The following is a 25,890-nucleotide window of genomic DNA, read 5'->3' as shown; positions in this document are numbered from 1 at the left end:
TTGACAACTGTCCGATCACGATCTTGCCGGGAAGGCCGGGCGCCCCGCCGTCCCATCCCGGCCGACCCTTAAAACCATTGCGGAAATGACCGGTCTTGGCGTGACGACGGTGTCGCGCGCGCTTAAGGATGCGCATGATATCAGTGCGAAAACCAAGCTGCGCGTGCGCAAGGTGGCAGATGCCATCGGCTATCACCCGGACCGGGCCGGGGTGCGTTTGCGGACCGGAAAAACCAATGTTATCAGCCTGATCCTTGATCAGACCGACAAGGTGCCGGAATTTGCCAGACGGCTGATCGTTGGCATTTCAGATGTGATTCGTGGCACGCCCTATCACCTTGTCGTCACACCGCAATCACGTACCGATGACCCGATGGACCCGGTGCGATATGTGCTTAATACCCGTGCCGCTGACGGGGTGATCATCACCCATATCAGGCCCGATGACGAGAGGGTACAGGCGCTATCCCAAAGCGGGCTGCCGTTTGTGGCGCATGGCCGGTGCCTTTCGGCACCCGATCATGCCTACCATGATTTTGATAACCGGGCGTTTTGCGAGATGGCGGCACGGCGCCTGATTGCGCGGGGGCGCAGGCGGCTGGCGCTGCTTTCGCCGCCGTCGGAGTTTTCCTATTATCAGGAAACGCTGGCTGGGCTGGCGGCGGTGGCGGAGGCAGAAAACGTGCCTTTTCAGGTGCTTGGCGGGATCGACCTTGATAGCAGCAGCGAGGTTTTGCGTCAGGCCGGCATGGCATTGCGCCATCAGGATTATGTGCCCGACGGGGTGATTTGCGGCAGCGAGCTGTGCGCGATGGCGCTGATTGACGGGATGATCCAGTCGGGGATGAATGTCGGGCGGGACATCGATGTGATCGCCAAGGAAACGTCGGATTTGCTGAACTTTACCCGGCCCCGGATCGATAGCCTGCGCGAGGATCTGATCGTGGCCGGGCAGCAATTGGCGACCCATCTGCTGGACGTGATCGAGGGGCGGGAGGGGGCAAATCTGCAATCGCTGAGCGCACCAATCCCGGTGTGGCGCAACGATATTTAAGCCGACCGTTACCGGATTTATTATTCATTTAAAGTGAAAAATAAGATCGATTATTCATTTTTGGTTGTTAATCGATTTTCGGGGGTGACTCATCGGCCCGGCGAAGCGTGAAAACAGCGTTTTTATTTGTATGATGAATAGATTTCCAAAACCGGCATTTCAGGCAGGTTTTGACCCCCGGCCTGCCAGATAAATCCCGGAAATCCGCCACTAATTATATTTGTATGAGGATTGTTTCGGGTGTTTTTCGGGCAAGGGCCGCGGCGCTAGGCCGCGTTACCCTTCTTTGGCGGGTTGCGGCGTTGTTCGGCCGCGCCTGGTGTCAGGCGGACAAAGGTGCGGTCGGGCAGGCGCAGATCGACGATCAGCACGTCGCGTGACAGGATGTGGTGTTCCTGATCAAGTTGATCGAGGCGCGCCCAGGCCTTGTCCATGTTTTCCTCGGGCAGGCGGATGAACATGCCGTTGGAAAGCTGGATGTTCCAGCGGCGGTTGCCGATGCGCTGTGCGCCGCTGACCATGTCAAACAGACGCGGGATGGATTTGAGCGTGGTCAGCATTTCGCTGGCATGTTCGGGGGCGTCCGCGCCGACCACGACCGGCAGGTCAAGATAATCACCCAGTTCGTAATCCTGAAGCTGCGCGCCGTCGGCATCAATCACGGTATGGCCATGATCGGTCTGCCACAGGGCAACGGGCTGGCGTTCGGAGATCGAGACGATCAGGGTGTTGGGCAGGCGGCGTTCGACAATCGCATCGCGGACCCAGGAAAGCTGTTCGATGCGTTCGCGCGCGGCATCGACATCAAAGGTGACAATCGGGGTGCCGGGCTTCTGGCCGATGGCGGCAAGAAGGGCTTCGGGGTCGGTTTTTTCACGCCCCCGGACTTCGATGTTTTTCACCGTCATGCCAAATTCGGCGGAAAGGCGGATCGCCTCCACCTCGGCGACCGCATACCATTTTTCGGCCTTGCCGGTATACCACAGCGCAAAGGGCCCGGCGATCAGAAGGGCCGTGAGGCTTGACCACCAGAAAACACGCACCAGTTTTTTCAGGTTGGCGCCAACGCTGTGCTGCTGTTCAAGCTTCTCGCGGCGTTCGCGGGCCTGTTCTTCGAGCGTGCTGGGCGGGGTGCTATACATGGCAGCCATTTCCAGAGACTTTATGCACAAGTGTGAGCATCAGCGTTCGCATGAGGCATCCTCGACCATCCAGGCGACAATGTCGGCAAAGCTTAGACCGTCATGACGGGCGGCATCCGGGACAAGCGATGTCGGGGTCATGCCGGGCTGGGTGTTGATTTCAAGGATCGCGACGCGGTCCTCGGTCGGGTCATAGCGGAAATCGGCGCGCGCAATCCCGCGGCAGCCAAGCGCGCGGTATGCCTTTTCGGCGCAATCCTGAATTTTGGCGCGAAGGTCGCCGGGGATATCGGCGGGGATGATATGTTCGGAGCCGCCGGCGACATATTTTGATTCAAAATCATAAAAGGCATGATTGCCGGTCAGGATTTCGATGATTTCCATCGCCTTGCCATCCTTGACCGCCACGGTCATTTCGCGGCCGGGAATGAATTCTTCCTGCATCACGCCGTCGCCATGCGTCCATTCACGCGCCAGCATGTTCTGTTCTTCCTCGGCCGTCAGGATGATTTCCACCCCGACAGAGGATCCCTCGTTATTGGGTTTCAGGACATAGGGCGGCGGCAGGGCGTTGCCCGATGCGATTTCATCACGCGAGACCCAGACATGGCGGGCACAGGGAATGTCATATTCCATGAACATCGCCTTGGCCGACATTTTATCCATGGCGATGGAAGATGCGCGCACACCCGAATGGGTATAGGGAATGCCCATGATTTCAAGCAACCCTTGCACGCAGCCATCCTCGCCCCAGCGGCCATGCAGGGCGTTAAAGACGACATCGGGTTTGGGATCAATGGCGGCAAGCTGGGCGGCCAGATCGCGGTCGGCATCAATTTCGGTGACGCGATAGCCCTTTTCACGCAGCGCCTTGATGCATTCCGTGCCCGAGGACAGGGAAACGGGGCGTTCTGCGGACCAGCCGCCATAAATGACGGCGACATGCTTGCTCATGCGTCTTTTCCTATGATCGAGTGTCCCAGTCGGTCGCCGATGCGCCGGATTTCCCAGCGCAGATCGACGCCACTATGTTTTTTCACGCGCTCGCGCACGGTTTCGCCGAGTTCTTCGAGATCAAAGGCGGTGGCATTGCCCAGATTGATCATGAAATTGCAATGTTGCGGTGACATCTGCGCCCCGCCAATCGTCAGCCCCCGGCACCCGGCGGCATCAATGACTTCCCATGCGCTATCGGGCAGGGGATTGGCGAAGGTCGATCCGCCGGTGCGCGATTTGATCGGCTGTGATCCGGCGCGGGCTTCGTGGATTTCATCCATGCGTTTGGTGATCTCGGCCGGGTCGCCCGGCTTGCCGCGCAGGATGGCGGATGTGAAAATCCAGTCTTCGGGCAGGCCGCAATGCCGGTACGTCATATCCATCGCCTTGGCGGTGACGGTGTGAAGGTCGCCATTGCCGTCAATCGCATTGGCGCTGATGAGAACATCCTTGATTTCCGTACCATAGGCCCCGGCATTCATGCGAAGCGCGCCGCCAATCGTGCCCGGAATGCCCGACAGAAACTCAAGCCCGGCAATCCCGGCATCGCGCGCGATTTGCGCAACATTGAGGTCAAGCGCACCGGCCCCGGCATGAATTTCGCCGTCCTTGATGATGGCATCGGTAAAGGGCCGACCCAGACGGACGACCACACCACGAATGCCGCCATCACGGACCAGAAGGTTTGATCCGACCCCGATCACGGTGATCGGAATTTCGGCCGGGCGGTTTTTGATGAAATCGGCGAGATCCATTTCATCAGCCGGGCGGAACATCACATCGGCCGGGCCGCCGACCTGAAACCAGGTGACCTTGGACAATTGTGCGCCTTCGCGCAGCTTGCCGCGCACCTTTGGCAGGCGATCAATAAGCGGTGTGTGATGTCCCGGCGTGCTCATGACAAACTCGTCAAATCCGTTTCAGGTTTCGGTTCAGTCTCAGTCTCAGTCTCAGTCTCAGTTCTTAAGCGCTTCAAGTTGGGCTGGCAGGGCGTTGGCCCATGCGCTGATCGATCCGGCACCCAGACAGACAATCAGATCGCCCGGTTTGGCTTCCTTGGCGATCATGCTTGCCAGGGCTTCGGGGCCTTCAAGGGCGGCAACGTGGCGATGGCCGCGATTGCGCAGCCCTTCGACCAGTGCGTCGCGGTTGGCACCCTCAATCGGGCTTTCGCCGGCTTCGTAAACGTCGGCGACGATCACGCTGTCGGCGTCGTTAAAGCAGGTGCAGAATTCCTCGAACAGGTCATGCAGGCGCGAATAGCGGTGCGGCTGAACCACGGCGATGACGTTATTCTGGGTCGCCTTGCGGGCGGCCTTCAGCACCGCCTTGATTTCGACCGGGTGGTGGCCGTAATCATCGATGATGGTGACACCATCAACTTCGCCGGTTTTGGTAAAGCGGCGTTTGACCCCGGTGAAGCCGTCAAAGGCGGAGACGATTTTATCGTCTGCAATGCCAAGTTCGAGTGCGACCGTGATCGCGGCCAGCGAGTTTGACACGTTATGATCGCCAACCATCGGCAGGCGGACATCCTTGATAACCCGTTCGGCGCTATCGACCCGTTCACGAATGACGACGTCAAAGGTGCTTTGGCCGATTTCGGTGCGGACATTGACGGCACGGACATCGGCCTGCGGCGAGAAGCCAAAGGTAAAGATGCGGCGATCCGTGACCTTGCCGATCAGGGCCTGGACTTCGGGATGGTCGATGCACAGAACCGCAAAGCCATAGAACGGGATGTTCTGAACGAAGTTCTTAAACGCCTCGCGCAACTGATCAAAGTTTTTCCAGTGATCAAGATGTTCCGGGTCGATATTGGTCACGACGGAAATAGTCGAGGGGACCTTGACGAACGTGCCGTCGCTTTCATCGGCCTCGACCACCATCCAGTCACCATCGCCAAGACGCGCATTGGTGCCGTACGAATTGATGATGCCGCCATTGATCACGGTCGGATCAAGCCCGGCAGCATCCAGCATGGTCGCAACCAGCGAGGTTGTGGTGGTTTTGCCATGCGTGCCGCCAACCGCAATCGCGGCCTTGAGGCGCATCAGTTCGGCCAGCATTTCGGAGCGGCGCACCACCGGGATCATATCGGCGCGTGCGGCGACGACTTCGGGGTTATCAGGCTTCACGGCGGTGGAGATCACCACCACCTTGGCGTCCTCGACATTGGCGGCCTGATGGCCGACGAAAACCCTGATCCCCAGATCGCGCAGGCGCTGCACATTGGCATTGTCGGAAATATCCGAACCCTGCACCGTGTAACCAAGGTTGTGCAGGATTTCGGCAATGCCGGACATGCCGATGCCACCAATACCGACAAAATGGATGGTGCCGATGTTGAGCGGCAGGGTGTTCATGGAGTGTCTCCTCATACCTTCTGGGGGTCTTTCTTTGTCATGTTATCATTATCGGGGCTACCGGCCGGGTTCAGCCCCAGCAGATCAAGCACCATGTCGGCCAGCCGTTCGGCAGCATTGGGGCGACCGGTTGCCTTGGCAGCCTTGGCCGCACGTGAAAGTGCCGCCGGGTTTTGCAGAAGTTTGGTCAAACGTTCGCTTAAAATCTCGATCGTGAAACGGTCCTGGGACATCAGCCACGCGCCCCCGGCTTCTTCGACCTGCTGGGCGTTGAAACGCTGGTGATCGTCAATCGCACTGGGTAGCGGCACCAGAAGGGCCGGACGACCGGCTGCGGTCAGCTCGGCGACGGTGGAGGCGCCAGAGCGCGCAATCACCAGATGGCAGTCGCGCAGACGATCCGGGATGTCATCGATAAAGGATGCCAGGGTCACATCAATGCCCGATCCCTCATAGGTTTTGCGCACGGCTTCAAGGTCTTCTTCGCGGGCCTGCTGGGTCACGATCAGGCGGTTGCGCAAATCACGGGGCAGGGCGACCAGTGCGGCGGGCAGGATTTCGGACAGCACGCGTGCCCCCTGCGAGCCGCCGGTAATCAGCAGGCGCACCGGGCCCTCGGATGTCGGGGCGTCATATTCGGTGCTGGCGAGGGCTGCGACTTCGTGGCGGATCGGGTTGCCGGTCCAGATGACCTTGGCCGCGTCATTGGGCGCGATCAGTTTGACCGTCGGGAAGGATGTCGCGATGCGGTGTGCCGCCCCCGCAACCATCCGGTTGGCCCGGCCCAGAACCGCGTTTTGTTCATGAATGGCAAAGGGAATGCCAAGCCATTTGGCGGAAAGCGTTGCCGGGATCGAGGCATAACCGCCAAAGCCGATGACCGCGGCGGGACGGGATTTTTTCAAAAGCGCGCGCGCCTTCATCGTGCCAAGGCCAAGGCGAAGTGCGCCGGTCAGACGGCCCTTAAGGCCCTTTCCGGCAATGCCGCCGGCGGGCAGGATGATGGTTTCAACCCCCTCGACCCCCTCGGTATAGCGCGAGGCGCGGGCATCGGTGAAAAACAGCACGTGGGCGCCGCGCCGGACAAGCGCGCGCGCCAGTGCAACCGCCGGAAACATATGGCCGCCGGTGCCGCCCGATGTCAGGGCGATCACCTGTCCTGCCAACGGGTGTTCCATCGGGGAAACTTCAATATTCTGGATGTCGGTCATCAGATCCACATATGCAACGACGGTTTGCCCCTATCAGAACCCGAGAAAGGTTAACATCCCTTCAAGCGCGGGTGTTTGTAGGGGAGGATTTTGTCGTTTTTTTGGGGTGGATTGGTGGGGTTTGAAGTTTTGAGAGGACGGGCGGCTTTGACGTCGTCGGCAGGGTCTGGCTTGCGGCGCGATGGACTCCCGCCTTCGCGGGAGTGACGGTGGTTCTTGTGGTTGGAGAGTGAACCCCCGGTTTGTCATTCCCGCGCAGGCGGGAATCCAGTTTTGGCTGGTCGCGCCGAAGGAGCAGATTTTTAAGCCATATCAATCTTATACAATATCGAATCAACCCGTTTTGCCAGCCGGTCATAGAGGCGTTGGGCGCCGTGGTTGTCGCTGGCGGTGAGCCAGTAGAGGCGGAGCCAGTTGTTTTGTTGAGCCTGTTTTTGCAGGGCATCCATCATCAGGCCGCCGATGCCGCGGCTTCGGTGATCGGGTGATACCCAGAAATCTTCGAGATAGGCGACATTGCGCAGCGTGAAGGTGTGCGGGTGGATGATCAGGTGGGCCAGTCCGATGACGGAGTGGTCATCATCATCTTGGTCATGATCCAAGGCCAGCCAAGCCTGCATCGGGTGGCTGGGGTCAATGATGCGCTGCCACAGGCCATCAATCACGTCGTCAGGCATGTCGGGTGCGCCGAACTGGATGATGTTTTGCCGCCAGAGGCGTTCCCATCCGGTGCGGTGGCGGGGTTTAGCGTGCTGGATATCGATCATGGTGGGGCCTTGGTGTCGTGTTTGGGGCGAACAGGTGCGGGTACTGTATCGCTAAAAGTCAATCATGGCTGGTGTTTTTGAGGAAGGGGTAGGCTGGACTCCCGCGTTCGCGGGAGTGACGGTGGGTTTTGGGGGGGGGGAGCGGTCGCTGCCCCTTTGTCGTCATTCCCGCGAAGGCCGGAATCCAGTTTTGGCGGAAGCAGGATAAGGGGCCTGTCTGGAAAGGCAACGCCGCACCTTTTGGTGCGGCGTTGCCGGGTGGTTGTCGGCTTATGGGGCGACCTTGATCGCGATTTTGCCCCGGAGGCCGTTATCGGGATTTTCCAGTCGGGCGTGGGCAAGCGGGATGTCGGCCAGTGAATAGACGGCACCGACATGCGGGCGGAGCTGGCCGCGTTCGATCAGGGTGCTTAACTCGTCAAGTTTGCCCCGGTTCTGGCGGGTGAACACGAAGTGGTAGCTGGCGTTTTTGCCCCAGGCTTCGATCAGGTTCTGCGGTTGTGCGATATCGACAATCGAGACGACACGGCCAAGCTGGGCCAGTGCATCCGCACTTTTGGCGAGTGTATTGCCGCCTATGGTATCAAAGATGACATCCACCCCGTTGCCATCGGTTTCGCGCAGGATGGCATCGACATAATCCTCCTTGGTGTAGTCGATGAGGACATCCGCACCGAGGCTTTGGGCGAATTCGAAGTTGTCTTCGCGCACGGTGGTGAAGACCTTGGCACCTATGGCTTTCGCGACCTGGATTGCCACATGGCCGACACCACCGGCACCACCATGGATCAGGATGCTTTCACCGACCCGAAGGCCTGCACGCACCACCAGTGCCTCCCACGCTGTTCCGCCGACCAGCGTCAGACTGGCGGCTTCGAGGTGGCTGAGTGAGGCCGGTTTTTTGCCGATAATTTTTTCCGAAGCGACATGGTATTCGGCGTAGCTTCCGTCCCCGTCAAAAATCTGCGGGGTGTACCAGACTTCATCGCCGGGAACGAAGCTGGTGACGCCGGGGCCGACGCTTTCGACGACGCCGGAAACGTCATGCCCGGTAATGGCAGGCAGGGGTACATAATCGGGATAGTCGCCGCGCCGGACCTGATAATCCAGCGGGTTGATGGAGGTTGCGTGGACACGGACAAGGACCTGTCCGGCCTGCGGGACGGGCTTGGCGACGTCCTGAAGTTCAAAGGCTTCCGGGCCGCCAAAGGATTTGAGTATCTGAGCTTTCATTGTCTGGACTTTCATTTTGGTGCCATATTTCGGCAAAAAGGGATATCGCAATTTCTCGATATATTCGGACAAAAAAACTACAGTTCTTTTCCGATGGCATCGGCAAGAGCGCGGATGGTTGCTTCGTTCCGCTTGTAGTAGGTCCACTGACCGATGCGTCTGACTTCCACCAGACCCACCCGTTGCAGCGTCGCAAGGTAATCGGACACCGTCGATTGCGACAGTCCGACACCTTCCTGAATACTGCTGACGCAAACTCCAACCGTATCGACGTCGCCTTCATCCTGCGGAGGGAAGTTCTTCGCAGGCTCTTTCAAGCCTTTGAGGATTTCAAGGCGGGTCCGGTTCGAGAGGGCTTTGAATATTTCGAGCATTTCCATGACGCGAAATATATCGGGATTTTCCGATATGTCAATATGCGGAAACAACCGGGCAGCTATGCGCTGTCGGGCTGGCCCTGATTGGCGCATCGGCAGGTCGCGAGATGGACTCCCGCTTTCGCGGGAGTGACGGTGGTTTTGATTTGTGGGGTGTGTTGGGCCGGTGGCTTATTCGCCGGGGCGTTTGCGGGTTAAGGCCAGAACGAAGCCCATGCCGATCGCGATGCCAATGGTGGCGGAGCCGCCATAGGAGATGAAGGGCAGGGTCATGCCCTTTGGCGGGACGAGTTGCAGGGTGGAGGCCATGTTGATCACGGCCTGCAAACCGAACTGGACCAGAATGCCGGTGACGGCCAGCACGACAAACAGGTTGCGTTCACCCATCAGCCGCGAGAGGCCGCGCATGATGACGAAACTGAAGACGCCAACCACAAGCACGCAGAACAGAAGGCCGAATTCTTCGCCCGCGACCGCAAAGATGAAGTCGGAATGGGCGTCGGGCAGGTAGTTTTTCACCGATCCCTCGCCGGGGCCCTGCCCCATCAGGCCGCCATTCATGAAGGCTTCCATCGAGCGGTCGATCTGATAGTTGTCGCCCGATGCCGGATCAAGGAAGCGGTCCACACGCGACTGCACGTGCGGCAGCACCAGATAGGCCCCGACCGCCAGGCCGACCACGCCAAGGCCAAGGCCAAAGACCAGCACCATCGGCAGGCCCGCGAGGAAAATTTGGGTTGACCAGATGGCGGTGACCACCACGGTCTGGCCAAAGTCGGGCTGGATCATCAAAAGGATGATGCAGGTCGCAAGCAGCATGCAGGAGACGATATAGCCCGGGAAGTTCGGGTTAAGCCGACCTTCGGAAAACATCCAGGCCACCACAACCGCAAAGCAGGGTTTGAGGAATTCGGACGGTTGCAGGGTGATCCCGGCCAGATGAATCCAGCGAACAGCACCCTTGATCTCGGAACCCACGAACGGGGTGATGATCAGAAGGCAGATCACGCCCAGAAACATGATCGAGGCCAGACGCCGCACCCATTTGATCGAGAGCAGCGAAATGCCAAAGGCGCAAATCGCGGCAAGGCCGAGAAACACGAACTGCCGACGGACGAAATGGAAGCTGTCGACATTAATGCGGTCCGCCACCGGCGGGCTTGCCGACATGACCAGCAGCGCGCCAATCCCCATCAGCAGGATGACGGCGGCCAGCATCCAGCGATCCACCGTCCACCACCAGATGCCAAGTACCGAGGTATCGGCCCGCGAAAAGGCGATGTTGTTGTTGGTGCTGTTGCCAAACAGGGATTTCATGGTTTCTCCTGCCCGGCATGTGCCAGCGCGTTAAACAGGTCGCGGAAGGCATCGCCGCGGGCTTCGAAACTTTTGAACTGATCGAACGATGCGCAGGCCGGCGAGAGCAGCACGACCGGCATATCGACCGCGCGCGATGCGATGCCTTCCCTGGCATCAAGGAATGCCGCCGCAGTCGCCCGATCCAGCGTTTCGCATTTCTGCCATGGCAGGTCATCGCCGAGCGTTTCGGCAAAGGCATCGGCAGCCGAGCCGATCAGATAGGCCTTTTTGATTTGCGGATAAAATGCCTGAAGGCCGTCAATGCCGCCTTCCTTGGGCTTGCCGCCCAAAATCCAGTAGATATCGCGATAGGCCGACAGGGCCTTGGCGGTGGCTTCGGCGTTGGTGGCCTTGCTGTCATTCACAAAGGTGACGCCATCGGCCATGCCCAGCCGTTCCTGCCGGTGGGCGAGGCCGGGGAAGCTCATGATGCCTTCGATGATTTTCGATGCCACAACCCCGCGTGCCCGGCAAAGGGCATAGGCAAACGCGATGTTTTGCCAGTTATGGACGCCGGGCATATGGGCGACCGTGACCAGATCCATGATCCGGGCCTGTGCGCCCGACAGATCATCGATCAGCCAGCCATTTTCAACGTAAATGCCATGCGGGGCCGGTTTATGGACAGATACCTCGATCACGCGGCGACCGCCTTCGCGGGCGAGTTCGACCGCCATGCGCGCGCAGGGATCGTCATCAACCGAAATCACCGCCCATTTCGGGCCCTTGTTGCGCGCAAAGACGCGGCGTTTGGCACCGATATAGCCATCCATGCCGCCGTGACGATCCAGATGATCGGGCGTGATGTTGAGCAGGCCGCAGGCATCGAAGCTGGCGTCATGAAGCAGTTCAAGCTGATAGGACGAGAGTTCGAGCACGAAGCAATCATCGGGACCGGCGGGGTCAAAGCCCAGGGCCGGATTACCAAGATTGCCGCCCGCCTGGGTTTTGATCCCGGCGTTCGACAGGATATGGGCGGTCAGGGCGGTCGTGGTTGATTTGCCGTTGGTGCCGGTGATCGCGATGCTGGGCACATCGGGAAGGGCGGTGCAGAGCAGTTCGACATCGCAGATGATCGGCTTTCCGGCACGGCGCGCCTTTTCGGCCGCAGGATGCGGTGTCGGGAAGGTGGACGGGATGCCGGGGCTGATGACCAGCATGTCGGGTTCCGTCCAGTCACATTCCGCGAGATTGATCGGGGCGAGGCCGAAGGCCTCTAGCTGGCCACGGCTTTCCGCGTTGTCATCCCATGCCCAGACGATGGCACCGCCATTGACCAGTGCCTTGACACTGGCCAGTCCGGATTTGCCCAGACCCAGAACCGCGATGGTTTTGCCGCGCAGATGTGACAGGTCGATCAAGGCGGGATGTCCTTAGTTTAACGGAGTTTAAGCGTTGCCAGCCCGACAAGGGCCAGAATGACGGCAATGATCCAGAACCGGATAACGATGGTCGGTTCCTGCCAGCCCTTTTTTTCGAAATGGTGATGCAGCGGCGCCATGCGAAACACGCGCTTGCCGGTCATTTTGAACGAGCCGACCTGAATGATCACCGAAAGCGTTTCAAGGACAAACAGACCGCCAATGATGGCAAGGACCAGTTCGTGTTTGGTGACAACCGAAACAGCACCCAGCGCACCGCCCAGGGCCAGCGACCCGGTATCGCCCATGAACACCATGGCAGGCGGGGCGTTATACCACAGGAAGCCAAGACCAGCCCCGACAAGGGCACCAAGGAAAATGGTCAGTTCACCCGATCCGGCGACATAATGGACCTGCAGATATTCGGCAAACTGGATGTTGCCGATCAGATAGGTGATCAGCGCGAAACTGGCCGCGGCAATCATCACCGGCACGATGGCAAGACCATCAAGGCCGTCGGTCAGGTTGACCGCGTTGGACGCACCGACCATGACAAACATGGCAAAGGGCACAAAGAACCAGCCGAGATCAAGCAGGAAGTTCTTGAAAAACGGGAAGGCAAGGGCGGTCGAGAGCGGATCGGCGGTGTTGGTGGAAATCCACCATGCAGCCGCCGCGGCAATCGAAAACTGGCCGAGCAGTTTGAGTTTTCCCGGCAGGCCCTTGGTATTGCGTTTGGAGACTTTCAGGAAATCATCAAGGAAGCCGAGGAACCCGTAACCGATGGTCACCAGCAGCACCGCCCAGACATAGGCATTGGACAGATCCGCCCACAGCAGGGTGCCGATGGACGTGCACAGCAACAGCAAAAGGCCGCCCATGGTTGGCGTGCCCTTTTTGGTAAGAAGGTGGCTTTCGGGGCCGTCATCGCGGATCGGCTGGCCTTCGCTTTGTTTCGAGCGCAGCCAGTTGATCAGGGACGGGCCAAGCACAAAGGCCAGAATAAGCGATGTGATAATCGCGCCGCCGGTCCGAAACGTGATGTAACGGAACAGGTTGAAGATCGGAAACTGGTCGGCCAGCGGATAAAGCAGATTATAGAGCATCGCCCCGGGGGTTCCTTCTGCGTCTTAACTTTTGGATGCAGCGCCAGATGCGCCATCCGGTGATTTTAAGGCCGAGACAATTTTCGAAACGTAAATGCCAAGCGATCCTTTGACCAAAACCACGTCATCCGCCTGCAAATCGGCCTTTATCGGGTCAATTGCGTCTTCGGCGGCGTCAAAATGGCCAGCATGGAGTTCGCCCGGCAGGGTTTCCGCAAGGTTGGCCATCAGCGGGCCGACCGTATAAACACGTTCGATGCCAAGGGCAACCAGTGGCTGATGCAGGTCTGCATGCAGTTTTTGCGCACCATCGCCCAATTCGCGCATATCGCCCAGAACCGCGATCCTGCGCCCCGATCCTTCGGGTTTGCTTTGGGCCAGCACGCTTAGACCCGCCATCATCGAGGTCGGATTGGCGTTATAGGCATCGTCAATCAGGGTATAGGTGCCATCAGCCCCGTTGGGCAGCGGCAGGATATGGGTTTCACCGCGCCCGGCAGGCGGGGTGAAATCGGCCAGATCCTGTGCGGCGCGCAAAACATCACCGCCGATTGCATCAACACAGGCCAGAACCGCAAGCGAGTTCAGAACCCAGTGTTCGCCGGGGCAGCCGATGAAATATTCGATGTCACGGCCGCCGATGCGCGCACGCACGGCAGAACCATTGGTGACAATGTTGGCTTCGAACAGGCGGTAATCGGCCATGGCATCGGTGCCAAAGCATTTGATGTTCTTGATCCCGAGTTCCTTCGCACGCCTGGCCAATGCAAAATAATGCAGGTTGTCGCGGTTGAGGATCACGGTGCCATCGGTATCAAGGCCATCGAAGATTTCAGCCTTGGCCTGTGCGATTTCGGCCTCGTCCCTGAAATATTCGGTATGTGCGCCGACGACCGTGGTGATCAGGGCGACCTTGGGGCGGACCATCTTGACCAGCGGGCTGATTTCGCCGGGATGGTTCATGCCGATTTCAAATACGCCATATTCGGCCGCCACCGGCAGGGTGGCGAGGCTCATGGGCACACCCCAATGGTTATTGAAGCTGGCGGGGCTGGCGTGGGTCTGAGCCTGTTCGTTCAGAACGTATTTGAGCGCCTCTTTGGTGCCGGTCTTGCCGACGGAGCCGGTGATCGCGATGATTTTGGCGTTTGATCGTTCGCGCCCGGCAAGACCAAGGCGGACCATCGCATCAAGCGTATCATCGACCACAAGGGCAGGCGCGCCATTGCCAAGGGTTTTGGTGTCCGACACCATGGCGGCCGCACAGCCGTTATCAAGGGCGGCCTGGGCGAATTTGTGACCGTCGAAATTGGGCCCCTTGAGCGCGATAAACAGATCGCCCTTGGCGGCCTTGCGGCTGTCAATCGATACGCCGGACGCCTGCCAGTTGCCGGTTGCCTTGCCCCCGGTGGCTTTTTCGGCGTCTTTTGCCGTCCATAAAACAGCCTTGGTCATTTTTGGGTTTCTTTCGTATCCGCATCCAGCACGATCTTTGGCGTCGTGGCTGGTTTTAAAATCAATCAGTTACCGCCCAGAAGGATGTTGCGCGCAACCGCGGCATCATCGAAAGGCAGAACCGTATCGCCGACAATTTGGCCTCTTTCATGGCCTTTTCCGGCAATAATAAGAATATCGTTGCGTTGCAAGATACCAATGCCGCGTTTGATTGCCTCGGCCCGGTCGCCGATTTCAACCGCACCCTCGCAGGCGGCCTTGATCGTGGCACGGATTTTGGCGGGGTCTTCGCTTCGGGGGTTGTCATCGGTGATGATGGCGATATCAGCGTTTTCCTTGACCACGCGGCCCATTTCCGGGCGTTTGCCGGTGTCACGATCCCCACCCGCGCCAAAGACGCAGATGATGCGGCCCTTGGCGTGCGGGCGGACAGCCTTGATCACGGTTTCAAGCGCATCAGGCGTGTGGGCGTAATCAACAAAGACCGGTGCGCCGAAGCTGGTTTTGCCAACCAGTTCCATGCGGCCCCGGACACCTTCAAGCTTTTCAAGGGCGGCAACCGCATCATCGACATCGGCACCCGACGCAATGACGATGCCAAGGGCGGCAAGGGCGTTCATCACCTGGAACGAGCCCATCAGCGGCAGATGCACGCCATATTCGCCCTTGTCGATGGCGAGTTTAAGTTTGGTGCCGGTGGCATCGGGCTTGGCTTCGAGTAGTTTGATATCATCGGCAGCCAGGCCATAGGACATCACCGAAATGCCGCGTCCCTCGCACATCGAGCGCAGGATTTTGAACTGCGGGACGTCGGCATTCAGAACCGCCGTGCCATTTTCGGCCAGAAGATCGGCAAACAGGCGGGCCTTGGCGGCGAAGTATTTTTCGAAATTGCCGTGATAATCAAGGTGATCACGGGTCAGGTTGGTAAAGGCGGCAACCGTGACTTTCACCCCGTCAAGGCGATGCTGGTCAAGCCCGTGCGAGGAGGCTTCCATCGCGACATGGGTGACACCGATTTCAGACATTTCATTAAGGCTTTGATGAAGGGCGACCGGATCGGGGGTGGTCAGCGAACCGGGGATTTTCGCACCGGCGGCACGAATGCCGAGTGTGCCGATGGAGCCCGACATATTGCCAAGGATCGTCCAGAGCTGTTCGGTGAAAACGGCGGTGGAGGTTTTGCCGTTGGTACCGGTAATCGCCGCGATATTGGCCGGCTGTTTGCCATAGAAACGCGCGGCCAGTTGTGCGTAACGCTGGCGCGGGTTTTCCACCGGGATCAGCGGAACCGTTGCGGCGGCGGGTTTGGGGGTGCCTTCCTTTGCAAGGATGGCGGCTGCACCCAGCCGGATCGCATCATTGATGTATTTCGATCCGTCGGTTTTGGCACCAGACAGGGCGGCAAACAGATAGCCATCCTTCACGGTGCGTGAGTCTGCTGTCAGGCCCGTAATGTTCGGGTCCCGTCCGTCGGCATGTTTAAGTGCCGCTTGATCACCTGCCATGAGTTCAGAAAGACGCAAGTTTGCGCTCCCCCTTGCGAAGGTCGATATGCAGCGCTTGCTCAATCTCCGGCGCCTTCGCATTCGCCGGTTCAATGCCCAGAAGGGGAGCAATACGTGTCACAACCTTGCCGACTGCCGGGGCGGACACCCAACCGGCTGTGGCAAATCCATACGTTTCTTTGGTGCCTTTGGGCTCGTCCAGCGTCACCAGAACCACATATTTCGGGTCCTGCATCGGGAAGGCGGCGACAAAGGTCGACATGCGGGCGTTCTTGACATAGCGCCCGTTCACGAGTTTTTCCGACGTCCCGGTTTTACCCCCAAGGAAGTAACCCGGAACTTCAGCCTTTTTGCCCGATCCATCGGTCACGACGAGGCGCATCAAACGCCGCATCTTGTCCGAGGTTTGCCGGGAAATAACGCGTTCACCCGCCGGTGCGCCGTCCTGTTTGAGGATCGTTGCCGGACGCAAAATGCCGCCATTTGCAAGGGCGGAAATGCCGCTGACGACCTGAAGCGGTGTCACGGCAAGGCCATGGCCAAAGGAAATGGTCATGGTGTTCACTTCGCGCCACGGATTGGGCACAAGCGGAGAGCCGACTTCGGGCAGCTCGATCTGTGGTGTGTCGAGGATGCCGAATTTCTTGAGATATTTGCGCTGGGTCTCGGTCCCGAAATCAAGGGCGATGCGGGCGGAACCAATGTTTGACGAATATTTGATGATCTCGGACACCGACAGCCAGCGGTTTTCGCCGCGATAGTCGCTAATCGCGAAGCGCCCGACGCGGATCGGCTGGGAGGCGTCATACATGCTGTCGAGATTGACGGTGCCGGTTTCAAGTGCAATCGCGGTGTTAAACAGTTTGAACACCGAGCCCATTTCATAAACGCCCAGCGTCGCGCGGTTAAAGCGCGCGTCAGCCGGTGCCTGACCGGGGCGGTGCGGATCAAAATCGGGCAGCGACATCATGCCGAGCACTTCGCCGGTATAGATATCCATGACCATGCCGGTCGCACCGACCGCGTCATAGGTCTTCATCGCGTTTTCGACTTCTTCCTCGAGCGCGTATTGAATGCGGGTATCAAGGGAGAGTTGCAGCGGACCGTTATTGATGCGCAGTTCGTTATCAAATTTGCGTTCCGCACCGGCGATACCGTTATTGTCGATATCGGTGAAGCCCAGCACATGGGCAAACAGACGGCCATGCGGATAGACGCGGCGTTCTTCGCGCTGGAAATTAAGCCCCGGTACGCCAAGCGAGTTAACCGCATATTGCTGTTCAGGCGTCAGGTTGCGGCGGATCCAGACGAAAGCCTTTTGCGAGCTTAGATGACGGATCAGGGTGTCGCGATCCAGATCGGGCAGGACGGTCAGCAATTGATCGGCCGAGCCGACAGGGTCCTTGATCACGCGGGCATCGGCATAAAGCGAATTGGTCGGAAGATCGGTCGCAAGCAGCATGCCGTTGCGATCAACGATATCGGCACGTTCGGTTTTAAGTTCGCGGGTGTCCGATCCCGATGCCATTTCGGGTTCGTTGCCCTGACGCAGAACGGTGGCGTCGACCAGACCGGCGGTGATCCAGACAAAGCCGACGGCAAACATCGCACCGGTAATGAAGATGCGGTTGCGCGCGGTTTCAATCGCATGACGTTCGCGTTGATCGGGGCCTAGTTCCGGGCGGTCGCCGCGCAGCCAGTATGAGAAACGATAGAAGCTCATTCTCCGCCCTCCTGAACGCTGGCAAGCGACGGGGAATTGATGATCATGGCTTCGGCGGCTTCGTCCGGGGCCAGTTCATCGGGGCGCGCACGCGGTACCGGCAGGAAGGCCACGGCCTCGCCGAATTTATCAAGACGGTATTGATGCAGATCGGCATTTTCAGGCAGGTCATTGATGCTTGCCATCTGAAGCGGGGTGATCTGATCAAGCTTGAGATAGGTGTTGGCGAGCGTTTCAACACGCTGCGGACTGTTCAGGTAGCTCCATTCCGCGTCGAGGACGTGGATGGTTTCCTGTTCGTTGAGGATGTCCGACTGGATGACGGCATACTGTTTTTCAAGGCGTTCGACTTCGTGCGACACCCAATAGGTGCCCGCCCCGATAACGATGGTCAGAAACAGCCCGATAAAGGTCATGGCACGTGTCATTTGCGACCTCCTGTCATTGGGGGCTGTTCGTTACGGGCAACCGCACGCAGTTTGGCCGATCGCGCACGCGGATTGGCGCGCAGTTCGTCCTTTTGCGCGGTCACGGCCTTGCGCGTGATGGTGGTGAAGGTCGGGGTTGCGACCTCTGGCTCGCCCGGAAGGCGGCGCGACATTTTCGACGGATCGCCCGAGCGTTCCTTCATGAAGGTTTTGACACTGCGGTCTTCGAGCGAATGGAAGGTCACGACCACCAGACGGCCACCCGGTTTGAGCAGGTTTTCAGCCGCCTGCATGGCGCGTTCAAGTTCGCCGAGCTCGTCATTGACGTAAATGCGAAGCCCCTGGAAGGTGCGGGTGGCGGGATCAATGCCGTCCTTGGATTTGCGCACGACAGAGCGGACCGCGCGGGCCAGTTGCAGGGTGGTTTCAAAGGGTGCCTCGGCGCGCATTTCAACGATCTTGTGCGCGACCTTGCGCGATGCGCGTTCCTCGCCATAACGATAGATGACATTGGCGATGTCTTCTTCATCGGCGGTATTGACGAAATCGGCCGCGGTCGGGCCGGACATCGACATGCGCATATCCAGTGGCCCGTCTTCGCGGAAGGAAAATCCGCGGTCGGCCTGATCAAGCTGCATGGAAGATACACCGATATCAAGGACGATGCCGTCCACCTGATCCACGCCAGCGGCGGGCAGAAGGGAGCCCATATCGCCAAAGCAGCCTTCGACCATGTGGAAGCGATTGGCATAATCGGCTTCCATGGCCTTGCCGGTGGCAACGGCGGTCGGGTCGCGGTCGATGGCGTAAAGTTCGCAGTCCGCATGATCGAGAATGGCGCGGGAATATCCACCCGCGCCAAAAGTTCCGTCCACCATGATCTCGCCCGCCCCGGGGGACAGGGCATCGAGAACTTCGCGCAACAGCACCGGTTTGTGCGGGCCATCGCCTGTGGCGAAGCTGAGGTCATGGATGCTCATTACGCGTCTCCCTCTTCATCCGGGGCGATTTCGCCGGTCGGGGCAGCGGGGCGGCTGCCCGGCGCGAAATCGGATGCCGGTTTCAGTTTGAGGGTCGATCCGCGATTGAAGGTGCGGGTGCGGCTTGCATCCTGTAGCGGTTTGAAGATTTCCGGGTTCCAGATGCGGAAGGTGCGGCCACGGCCGACAAAGGCGACCTGATCTTCGATGCGGGCGAATTCGATCAGTTCCGGGGGCAGAATGATGCGGCCTTCGCCGTCAAACGGCAGCATGTGGGATGCGCCAAGAATGGTATCGGCAAGGTCATCTGCCTCGTCCGAGAACATGGCCAGTTCGTCAATCGACGCGGCAATGCGGTCCATGTGGCTTTCGCCACAGCCTTCAAGGGCGGCTTCCTTGTGGGATTGATACAGATAGATGCCAGCGAAGGTTTCGCGTTCCAGGGTCGCACGGAACCGCTTGGGCACGGAGACGCGCCCTTTTCGGTCCAGCTTGTGAATGTGCGTTCCTGTGAACAGCACTTCGCCATTCCCCTGATCAAAAACCCATTTCGAACCGCCAGAGAATGATCAGTTTCCGCGTCGAAATGGATATGCCCCGCATGACACCGTAAATGTGCCTAGTTATGGGGTACCATGGGTTTTGATGGGGGTCAATGGGAATTGATGGGATCAAATAGGGTAATAATGTGGTTTCCTGCGGCTTTGGGACATATCGGAATGGGGGGCAAATGGGCCAAAAGTAACCGTTTTCCGGGTGATTTTCGGCTCTCGCCCATCAAAACCCACACGCGTCCCCATGCCCGCCCATGCAAATCCATGCGCAGACCATTTTTGTCCTGCATGGGATGTGACGGGATGACGGAGAGGCATTTCACGCAACATGGCGATGATCCGGTTTGGGGACCGATCCCGGCTTCGGGGATTGGCATTTGATCGTTAATCGGTTTTGATGGGGCAATGTTGCCCGCGATCCGGTCCGTGCTGATATGCTATGATGGTGATCCTGATGCGGGGCGGCGTCAGGACAGGCGAAGGGAACGAGTGTTGCGGAAAAAAGCTGCCATATTGTTAATGACTTGTGCCCTGGTGGCAGTTTTTGGCATTCGGGCGCCGGTGCATGCCCAAAGCCTTCAGTTGGACAAGGGCAGTGCGACGATTTCGCCCGAGGTCACATCGCCGGAAATGCGCCAGTTATTGCCCCTGATCATGCAGCAATTGCAGAACAATCCGCAATTGATGGGGCAGTTCGGGCTTGGCGGGCTTGGTGCGCTTAACGGGTTGGGCGGGCTTGAGGATGGCGAGGGTGTGCCAACGGGTGCCGGCACCGGCAGCACGGGTGCGGCGGCCATTCCGGGGCTTGAGGATGCGATTGCCAAGGCGCTGGCAAAGCAGAATGCGGCGAGCGCTGCTGCAACCGGCATCCCGGAACAGGTGACAATGTATCGCCAGCAATATCATCCAATCGATATGGATCACGATGCGCGCATCAGTGCCGACGAGGCCGCGTCCTATGCGAGCTGGATGTTTCGGCGGCGTGATATCAATGGCGATAGTGTTCTGGTGGGGCGTGAATTTGCCGCGGTCGAGGCATTGCCGGGATCGCCGGAGGCCAACCGGCAGCGGCTGCGGACCGAAAGCCGGCGGCTGGAATTGCTGTTTGGCGGTGTTGATGCCAATTCTGACAAAATGATCAGCAAGGATGAGTTCCTGACCTATGCCAAGGCGCAGTTTGATGAAAAGCGCGGGAACGATCCGGACATTGATCCGTTTGAGTTTCAAACGGTTTTACCGTTTCAATAGCGGGGATGCCGCGCCCCGGGGGCGTTTAACCGATTTGTCATGGCTTGGCGCGTGACAAAACATGCCCGCCGGGCATATGACATGAAACGCACAAGCCCCAAATAGACCGGTATCGGGCAGGTATCTGGTAATATCCAGTAATCTGGCGCGGATGGAGAGTGACCATGGACAGCAACGAGTTTTTTGCCCCGGCCCGGACCCCGTCGGACGATACGGCGGCACCGGCGGACGATGCTGCACCGGTCGGCGGTGACGCCGTTGAGGGCGAAATCAGTGCTGCGGAAAGTGTGGCAAAGCCGCCAAAGGCGGAACGCACGCCGGTCTGGATCGACCTTTTGAACCCGTCCGATGACGAAATCCACGAGATCGAGAAGCGGTTCGATATCGAAGTCCCGACCCGTGAGGAAATGCAGGAGATCGAGCTTTCATCGCGGTTGTATGACGAAGACGGCGCGCTTTTCATGACGGTATCGGTGCTTAACAAGGCCAATAGTGACGAGCCGGAAACGACCGCGATCACCTTTATCCTGGTCAAAAAGACCCTGATCACGCTGCGTTATGCCGATCCGGTGCCGTTCAAGACCTTTATCCGCCGGGTCAATCGCAGCCCGTCGCTGGCATCGAGTGCCGAGGCGGTTCTGTTCGGGTTGCTGGAACAGATTGTCGACCGGCTGGCCGATATCATGGAGCAGGCAGCCGCCGACCTTGAAGGGTTATCAAACATCGTTTTTGCCAATCCCGATGACCCGGCCCACGATCAGGATCACCGGGCGGTTTTGCGCCGCATCGGGCGGGCCGGGAACCTTTCGGGCAAGGCCAAGGACAGCTTGCTGAACCTGCATCGGCTGGGGCTGTTTCTGTCGACGCAGACGCGGCTTAAAAAGGATGCCAAGACGCGGCTTAAAACCATTTCCCGCGATATCGTATCGATCACCGAACATGCCAATTTCATCGCCAACAAGGTCACGTTCCTGCTTGATGCGACGCTGGGCATGATCAATCTGGAACAGAACAATATCATCAAGATTTTCTCGGTCGCGGCAGCGGCATTTCTGCCGCCGACCCTGATTGCGAGCATTTATGGCATGAATTTCGAGGTCATGCCGGAACTCGACTGGCAGTTTGGCTATCCGCTGGCGATTGGGTTGATGGTGCTGTCGGCGGTTCTTCCGCTTTGGTATTTCAAGCGGAAGGGGTGGCTTTAGGTTAGGTCAAGCTGTCGTTAATGGGTAGATAGGATCGTATCGATCCTGATATTCGATCTATTCTTCACTTTTTTGTCCATTCTTTGGCTAAAACCTGAAATACCCGTCTCCCTTCTGAGTAGATGATAATAAGGTCTTCTTTTAGTACTGCTCGAGCATGCATGGTGTTATTGCGTGCAGCACGTAATCTCTGGAAACTTTCCCTTATATCCTCCTGTCGGACCCAATAGCTTGAGAATACGGAACCCCAGTTGTCTTTTTTCTCTATAATGCGAAGGTAGTCGCTAAAATCAGCGTAGTCGATGATTGGCCTTGGTGGGTAGCCATTTTGGGTTGATTGGTGTCGTTTCTCGCACCAGTCTTTGTACAAGTTGTTTGGCAGTCGGTGTTTGGGCCAATCTTCTCCAAAGGCTCTGTGCATTACTTTATCGATAAAAATTCTTATGGCAGTTTCCAAAGAACGTAACCAATCGTAAGCTTGTCTCTCGTGCTCACTGGTAGAGGCTCTGTCTGACATGCCTTCTGGTATGAGTGGGCCGAAAATATTTTCGATTTCCGATAGCGGCCGCTTGATATTAGTGACTTCGATTATTTCACCGAAGCCTTCATCTGAAAAATCAACCAGTTCTTCATCAAAACCTTGTTTCTCATACAAGCTGCGGCGAGTATTTTCTGACGCTTCCTCGCGGAATGTGATCGGGTCACGCCAGTCACCGAATTCCAGTCGAAATGCGTCGACTACCTTTTCTTCATATGTTTGTTGTTCGAGAAGAATGTTGCCAATGATCTCCAGTTTAAGGTAACCGGAAATTGAATTCGACAAATTGGAGATTGCCATAGCTGGTGCGCTAAGATGTTTCAGTCTTGACTCAATACTTTCTGCAACTAATCCAACTTGCCGTGTAATTGCGAAAAAGGGGCTCTCTTCAAGTTGTCGGACAATTAAGAAGAAATGGCTCTCTTCGAGTTGCTTGAAGAGATTCCCAGCCGCAGCAATTTCGGGAGTGTTACAGATACTTCGGGAGTATTCACCGATCTCCCGCGATAGTTTGAGTGCCGGGTGATCTTGAAATCCGGTAAATCTGGGGATAAGCGATTGGACTTTTCTATGAAGTTCTTGGCTGGCTGATTGCGTGAAATTGTACCCTGCTGTATCCAGTAACCTCTTCGTTACGCCCAGCTCTCTATTCAAAACACTTTCAGCAGTTGAGCGGCTGATGTCCGAATCTTTTCTTTTGTTTTTTTTCGAATCATCTAACGACATTCATTTGCTCCGTTAAATTCCTCGACGCGTCGAGAGATTGAGACACAAGTGGCTTCCAAATCTGCATTTCTTATCAATTAAAACTATCATACAAACTTGATTGTTTCAGCGAGTTGATTCCTTAATTGAGAACCGTTGCCGGTAGTCACTGGGCGCCACACCCAGATGTTTGACGAAGCAGCGGCGCATGCGTTCGTCATCGCCAAAGCCACAGGTGATTGCGATCTGGCTGATGCGTTTGTCGGTTTGTTCAAGCGCGGTTCTGGCGGCTTCGAGGCGCATCAGTTCGACTGCGCGCGCCGGGCTCAGGCCGGTGGCGAATTTATAGGTACGCGAAAAGTTGCGCGGGCTCATGCCCGTCTGTTCGGCGAGGTCTTCGACCGCGAGGCGGGTTTGAAGGTTTTGCGCGATCCAGCCATGCAGATCATCAAAGCGCCCGGTGCTGTCATTGGCCTGATGTTCGAGCGGCAGACTGAATTGTGACTGGCCGCCGGGGCGGCGGATAAACACGATCAGGCTGCGCGCAACGGCAAGGGCGGCGTCCCGGCCAAGATCCTGTTCGATCATCGCGACCGCCATATCAATCCCCGTTGTTACCCCGGCCGATGTCCAGACCGGGCCATCGCGGACAAAGATCGGATCGGGAGCGACGCGGCTTTGCGGGAACATGGCTTGCAGGCGGTCGCACCAGCGCCAGTGCGTGACACAGGCACGATCATTGAGCATTCCGGCGGCACCGAGAATAAACGCCCCGATACAGACCGACCCGATGCGGGTGATTTTACCCCGGTATTTTTCAAGCCAGCCGATCAGATTGGCATCGCCAAGGGCATCAAGCATTTCATCGGACCCGGCGGCGATCATGGTGTGGATTTCGCCCGGATCAAGATCGGCAAGGGCGACGGTATCAAGCGCGATGCCGGTATCGGTCATGACCGGGCCGCCGTGGCTTGAGGCCAATATGGTGCGATAAAGCGGGGTGCCGGTTGCCGGATCGCGGGCCTCGTGAAAGGCCTGAAGCGGGCCTGTGACATCGAGCATCACGGTTTGCGGGGTGAGGATGAAAACGATGAGGCGCGGGAGGCGGGGCGGATTGGGTAGACGGGGCATCAAGGGGATTTGTCCTGAAATGAGGGGTTGTTGTCATTTATGCCATTTGGCGATCGGATAATCTAGGCCCAACAGACACATGAGCCGGAGAGATGGATAATGACCGAAATCGAAAATACTGCCCTGATCATGATCGACTGGCAGCAGGGCTTTGCCGACCTTGATTATTGGGGGCAGCGCAACAACCCGGATGCCGAGGCCAATGGCGCGAGGCTTCTGGCGCATTGGCGGGCAAAGGGCGCATCGGTCATTCATGTGCATCACGACTCAACCACGCCGACATCGCGGCTTTATCCCGATCATCCGGGCCATGCATTCCTTGATTTTGCGACGCCAACCGATGACGAGGCGGTTTATGGCAAGCAGGTCAATTCGGCCTTTATCGGGACGGCGCTTGAGGCCGATTTGCGCGCACGCGGGATTTCAAAGGTCGTTCTGTGCGGGATATCGACCGATCATTGCGTGAATACGACAACGCGGATGGCGGCGAACCTTGGCTTTGAGGTCACGATTGTCAGCGATGCGTGTTTTGCGTTTGAGCGCAGGTTGCCCGACGGACGGATTTTTGATGCCGATCTTGTGCATGATGTGGCGCTGGCGAGCCTGAATGGCGAGTTTGCCAAGGTTTGCACGACAGATCAGGTGATCGGGGGGAAATGCGATTGACTTGCGTTTCACGGTGACGCAGTTTCCCCATCTGATTCCCGCAAAAGGTGCGCCCCATGACAAAAATCGACACCCATGAAAAGCTGCGCGAGATTTATGGAATGCCAATGGAATTGGCGGTTTCAAAGGCGCTGCCGAAGCTTGACCCGCATTGCCGGCATTTCATCGAGCTGGCACCCTTTGCGGTGATTTCATCAGCCGATGCCAAGGGCAATGGCGATGTCAGCCCGCGTGGCGACGGGCCGGGTTTTATCAAGGTGCTTGATGACAACACGCTTCTTATGCCGGATCGTCCGGGCAATAACCGTGTCGATACATTGTCGAACATTGTGGAAAACCCGAAAGTCGGGATGCTGTTTTTCGTGCCCGGTTTCAACGATACGCTGCGTGTGAATGGCACGGCGGAAATCCATAATGATCCGGAATTGCTGGCCCATTTTGCCGATACGCCAAAACCGCCAATCACGGTGATCAGGATCCGGGTCGAGGAAGCGTTCCTGCATTGTGCGAAATCGCTGATGCGCTCCAAGCTCTGGAGCATCGAGAGCCAGGTTGACCGCAAGGTGATGCCGACCCTTGGCAAGATCATCAAGGATCAGACGGCGGGGAATTTTGACGTCGGCACGCAGGAAGACGCCGACAAGTATTTCGCGCAATCCATCGCGGAACGCGGATAAGGCGGATCGCGCGATTACGCATTTGACGGCGGGGCAGGTCCCCGCCGATCTGTTATCGGCATCAGAAAAAGAAATAACCAGATGGCCTGTAAGCCGGGGT

At 57.8% G+C, this 25,890-nt stretch carries 24 protein-coding genes; 5 read left to right on the top strand and 19 right to left on the bottom strand.

What is annotated here, in order from left to right; all coding sequences use genetic code 11:
- The first annotated feature begins 7 nt into the window (after positions 1 to 7).
- Positions 8 to 1,054: a LacI family transcriptional regulator gene (locus tag AUP42_RS00120; protein ID WP_331710648.1), complete on the top strand. Its 1,047-nt coding sequence runs from the start codon at positions 8 to 10 to the stop codon at positions 1,052 to 1,054.
- 266 nt (positions 1,055 to 1,320) lie between these two features.
- Here the strand turns inward: AUP42_RS00120 and AUP42_RS00115 are convergent, their stop codons facing one another.
- The 17 genes from AUP42_RS00115 to AUP42_RS00035 form a co-directional block, all read right to left on the bottom strand.
- Positions 1,321 to 2,196 carry a cell division protein FtsQ/DivIB gene (locus tag AUP42_RS00115; protein ID WP_062947728.1) on the bottom strand — a complete coding sequence of 292 codons (876 nt, stop codon included), beginning with the start codon at positions 2,194 to 2,196 and terminating at the stop codon, positions 1,321 to 1,323.
- Between the two features lie 39 nt (positions 2,197 to 2,235).
- The gene (locus AUP42_RS00110; protein ID WP_062947726.1) at positions 2,236 to 3,150 is read right to left on the bottom strand and encodes a D-alanine--D-alanine ligase; all 915 of its coding nucleotides are present in this window, start codon (positions 3,148 to 3,150) and stop codon (positions 2,236 to 2,238) included.
- Positions 3,147 to 4,091 carry a UDP-N-acetylmuramate dehydrogenase gene (gene murB / locus AUP42_RS00105; RefSeq protein WP_062947724.1) on the bottom strand — a complete coding sequence of 315 codons (945 nt, stop codon included), beginning with the start codon at positions 4,089 to 4,091 and terminating at the stop codon, positions 3,147 to 3,149. Before murB ends, AUP42_RS00110 begins: the two co-directional genes overlap by 4 nt.
- Positions 4,092 to 4,148: 57 nt before the next feature.
- Entirely contained in the window at positions 4,149 to 5,558 is a 1,410-nt protein-coding gene (gene murC / locus AUP42_RS00100) for a UDP-N-acetylmuramate--L-alanine ligase (protein ID WP_062947722.1), read from the bottom strand.
- An 11-nt stretch (positions 5,559 to 5,569) separates the two neighbouring features.
- Positions 5,570 to 6,769: an undecaprenyldiphospho-muramoylpentapeptide beta-N-acetylglucosaminyltransferase gene (gene murG, locus AUP42_RS00095; protein ID WP_082824616.1), complete on the bottom strand. Its 1,200-nt coding sequence runs from the start codon at positions 6,767 to 6,769 to the stop codon at positions 5,570 to 5,572.
- A 302-nt stretch (positions 6,770 to 7,071) separates the two neighbouring features.
- Positions 7,072 to 7,536 carry a GNAT family N-acetyltransferase gene (locus AUP42_RS00090; RefSeq protein ID WP_062947720.1) on the bottom strand — a complete coding sequence of 155 codons (465 nt, stop codon included), beginning with the start codon at positions 7,534 to 7,536 and terminating at the stop codon, positions 7,072 to 7,074.
- A 270-nt stretch (positions 7,537 to 7,806) separates the two neighbouring features.
- Complete coding sequence (locus AUP42_RS00085; RefSeq protein ID WP_062947827.1) at positions 7,807 to 8,769, bottom strand: zinc-dependent alcohol dehydrogenase family protein; 963 nt, start codon at positions 8,767 to 8,769, stop codon at positions 7,807 to 7,809.
- 77 nt (positions 8,770 to 8,846) lie between these two features.
- Positions 8,847 to 9,197, bottom strand: coding sequence for an ArsR/SmtB family transcription factor (locus tag AUP42_RS00080; RefSeq protein WP_419865685.1), 351 nt, complete (start codon positions 9,195 to 9,197; stop codon positions 8,847 to 8,849).
- Between the two features lie 120 nt (positions 9,198 to 9,317).
- On the bottom strand, positions 9,318 to 10,463 hold the full coding sequence (gene ftsW, locus AUP42_RS00075; RefSeq protein WP_062947718.1) for a putative lipid II flippase FtsW: 1,146 nt from the start codon (positions 10,461 to 10,463) through the stop codon (positions 9,318 to 9,320).
- On the bottom strand, positions 10,460 to 11,866 hold the full coding sequence (murD, locus tag AUP42_RS00070) for a UDP-N-acetylmuramoyl-L-alanine--D-glutamate ligase (RefSeq protein WP_062947716.1): 1,407 nt from the start codon (positions 11,864 to 11,866) through the stop codon (positions 10,460 to 10,462). Before murD ends, ftsW begins: the two co-directional genes overlap by 4 nt.
- Positions 11,867 to 11,883: 17 nt before the next feature.
- The gene (mraY, locus tag AUP42_RS00065; protein WP_062947714.1) at positions 11,884 to 12,972 is read right to left on the bottom strand and encodes a phospho-N-acetylmuramoyl-pentapeptide-transferase; all 1,089 of its coding nucleotides are present in this window, start codon (positions 12,970 to 12,972) and stop codon (positions 11,884 to 11,886) included.
- A 24-nt stretch (positions 12,973 to 12,996) separates the two neighbouring features.
- Positions 12,997 to 14,427 carry a UDP-N-acetylmuramoyl-tripeptide--D-alanyl-D-alanine ligase gene (locus AUP42_RS00060; protein ID WP_062947712.1) on the bottom strand — a complete coding sequence of 477 codons (1,431 nt, stop codon included), beginning with the start codon at positions 14,425 to 14,427 and terminating at the stop codon, positions 12,997 to 12,999.
- Between the two features lie 65 nt (positions 14,428 to 14,492).
- The gene (locus AUP42_RS00055; RefSeq protein WP_082824612.1) at positions 14,493 to 15,953 is read right to left on the bottom strand and encodes a UDP-N-acetylmuramoyl-L-alanyl-D-glutamate--2,6-diaminopimelate ligase; all 1,461 of its coding nucleotides are present in this window, start codon (positions 15,951 to 15,953) and stop codon (positions 14,493 to 14,495) included.
- Complete coding sequence (locus AUP42_RS00050) at positions 15,940 to 17,658, bottom strand: peptidoglycan D,D-transpeptidase FtsI family protein (RefSeq protein WP_062947708.1); 1,719 nt, start codon at positions 17,656 to 17,658, stop codon at positions 15,940 to 15,942. The genes AUP42_RS00055 and AUP42_RS00050 overlap by 14 nt, the downstream gene beginning before the upstream one ends.
- Positions 17,655 to 18,086, bottom strand: coding sequence for a cell division protein FtsL (ftsL, locus tag AUP42_RS00045; RefSeq protein WP_062947706.1), 432 nt, complete (start codon positions 18,084 to 18,086; stop codon positions 17,655 to 17,657). Before ftsL ends, AUP42_RS00050 begins: the two co-directional genes overlap by 4 nt.
- Positions 18,083 to 19,066 carry a 16S rRNA (cytosine(1402)-N(4))-methyltransferase RsmH gene (gene rsmH, locus AUP42_RS00040; protein ID WP_062947704.1) on the bottom strand — a complete coding sequence of 328 codons (984 nt, stop codon included), beginning with the start codon at positions 19,064 to 19,066 and terminating at the stop codon, positions 18,083 to 18,085. The genes ftsL and rsmH overlap by 4 nt, the downstream gene beginning before the upstream one ends.
- On the bottom strand, positions 19,066 to 19,587 hold the full coding sequence (locus tag AUP42_RS00035) for a division/cell wall cluster transcriptional repressor MraZ (protein WP_062947702.1): 522 nt from the start codon (positions 19,585 to 19,587) through the stop codon (positions 19,066 to 19,068). The genes rsmH and AUP42_RS00035 overlap by 1 nt, the downstream gene beginning before the upstream one ends.
- Positions 19,588 to 20,139: 552 nt before the next feature.
- Between AUP42_RS00035 and AUP42_RS00030 the strand changes: the two genes are divergently transcribed.
- The gene (locus tag AUP42_RS00030) at positions 20,140 to 20,868 is read left to right on the top strand and encodes a hypothetical protein (RefSeq protein ID WP_062947700.1); all 729 of its coding nucleotides are present in this window, start codon (positions 20,140 to 20,142) and stop codon (positions 20,866 to 20,868) included.
- A gap of 164 nt (positions 20,869 to 21,032) precedes the next feature.
- Positions 21,033 to 22,073 (top strand): magnesium/cobalt transporter CorA, encoded by a 1,041-nt coding sequence (gene corA / locus AUP42_RS00025; protein ID WP_062947698.1) that lies wholly within the window; start codon positions 21,033 to 21,035, stop codon positions 22,071 to 22,073.
- A 64-nt stretch (positions 22,074 to 22,137) separates the two neighbouring features.
- Here the strand turns inward: corA and AUP42_RS00020 are convergent, their stop codons facing one another.
- Both AUP42_RS00020 and AUP42_RS00015 read right to left on the bottom strand, forming a co-directional pair.
- Entirely contained in the window at positions 22,138 to 23,337 is a 1,200-nt protein-coding gene (locus AUP42_RS00020) for a Swt1 family HEPN domain-containing protein (RefSeq protein ID WP_062947696.1), read from the bottom strand.
- A gap of 105 nt (positions 23,338 to 23,442) precedes the next feature.
- Positions 23,443 to 24,447: a GlxA family transcriptional regulator gene (locus tag AUP42_RS00015; RefSeq protein WP_062947694.1), complete on the bottom strand. Its 1,005-nt coding sequence runs from the start codon at positions 24,445 to 24,447 to the stop codon at positions 23,443 to 23,445.
- 99 nt (positions 24,448 to 24,546) lie between these two features.
- Here AUP42_RS00015 and AUP42_RS00010 point away from each other — a divergent pair, with 99 nt between their 5' ends.
- Together AUP42_RS00010 and AUP42_RS00005 are read left to right on the top strand one after the other, a co-directional pair.
- Positions 24,547 to 25,113 (top strand): cysteine hydrolase family protein, encoded by a 567-nt coding sequence (locus tag AUP42_RS00010; RefSeq protein ID WP_062947693.1) that lies wholly within the window; start codon positions 24,547 to 24,549, stop codon positions 25,111 to 25,113.
- A 56-nt stretch (positions 25,114 to 25,169) separates the two neighbouring features.
- Positions 25,170 to 25,790 (top strand): pyridoxamine 5'-phosphate oxidase family protein, encoded by a 621-nt coding sequence (locus AUP42_RS00005; RefSeq protein ID WP_062947692.1) that lies wholly within the window; start codon positions 25,170 to 25,172, stop codon positions 25,788 to 25,790.
- Positions 25,791 to 25,890 lie beyond the last annotated feature (100 nt).

Source organism: Thalassospira lucentensis, assembly GCF_001613805.1.
Classification (GTDB): Bacteria; Pseudomonadota; Alphaproteobacteria; order Rhodospirillales; family Thalassospiraceae; genus Thalassospira; species Thalassospira lucentensis_A.
Note: the sequence above shows the minus strand (reverse complement) of the source record. Positions and strands in the feature narration are given on the sequence as shown.

Coding starts and splice junctions, on each gene's coding strand:
- AUP42_RS00115 (WP_062947728.1), bottom strand. CDS start 2,196: ATGTATAGCACCCCGCCCAGCACGCTCGAAGAACAGGCCCGCGAACGC.
- AUP42_RS00110 (WP_062947726.1), bottom strand. CDS start 3,150: ATGAGCAAGCATGTCGCCGTCATTTATGGCGGCTGGTCCGCAGAACGC.
- murB (WP_062947724.1), bottom strand. CDS start 4,091: ATGAGCACGCCGGGACATCACACACCGCTTATTGATCGCCTGCCAAAG.
- murC (WP_062947722.1), bottom strand. CDS start 5,558: ATGAACACCCTGCCGCTCAACATCGGCACCATCCATTTTGTCGGTATT.
- murG (WP_082824616.1), bottom strand. CDS start 6,769: ATGACCGACATCCAGAATATTGAAGTTTCCCCGATGGAACACCCGTTG.
- AUP42_RS00090 (WP_062947720.1), bottom strand. CDS start 7,536: ATGATCGATATCCAGCACGCTAAACCCCGCCACCGCACCGGATGGGAA.
- AUP42_RS00085 (WP_062947827.1), bottom strand. CDS start 8,769: ATGAAAGCTCAGATACTCAAATCCTTTGGCGGCCCGGAAGCCTTTGAA.
- ftsW (WP_062947718.1), bottom strand. CDS start 10,463: ATGAAATCCCTGTTTGGCAACAGCACCAACAACAACATCGCCTTTTCG.
- mraY (WP_062947714.1), bottom strand. CDS start 12,972: ATGCTCTATAATCTGCTTTATCCGCTGGCCGACCAGTTTCCGATCTTC.
- AUP42_RS00060 (WP_062947712.1), bottom strand. CDS start 14,427: ATGACCAAGGCTGTTTTATGGACGGCAAAAGACGCCGAAAAAGCCACC.
- AUP42_RS00050 (WP_062947708.1), bottom strand. CDS start 17,658: ATGAGCTTCTATCGTTTCTCATACTGGCTGCGCGGCGACCGCCCGGAA.
- ftsL (WP_062947706.1), bottom strand. CDS start 18,086: ATGACACGTGCCATGACCTTTATCGGGCTGTTTCTGACCATCGTTATC.
- rsmH (WP_062947704.1), bottom strand. CDS start 19,066: ATGAGCATCCATGACCTCAGCTTCGCCACAGGCGATGGCCCGCACAAA.
- AUP42_RS00030 (WP_062947700.1), top strand. CDS start 20,140: ATGACTTGTGCCCTGGTGGCAGTTTTTGGCATTCGGGCGCCGGTGCAT.
- corA (WP_062947698.1), top strand. CDS start 21,033: ATGGACAGCAACGAGTTTTTTGCCCCGGCCCGGACCCCGTCGGACGAT.
- AUP42_RS00020 (WP_062947696.1), bottom strand. CDS start 23,337: ATGTCGTTAGATGATTCGAAAAAAAACAAAAGAAAAGATTCGGACATC.
- AUP42_RS00015 (WP_062947694.1), bottom strand. CDS start 24,447: ATGCCCCGTCTACCCAATCCGCCCCGCCTCCCGCGCCTCATCGTTTTC.
- AUP42_RS00010 (WP_062947693.1), top strand. CDS start 24,547: ATGACCGAAATCGAAAATACTGCCCTGATCATGATCGACTGGCAGCAG.
- AUP42_RS00005 (WP_062947692.1), top strand. CDS start 25,170: ATGACAAAAATCGACACCCATGAAAAGCTGCGCGAGATTTATGGAATG.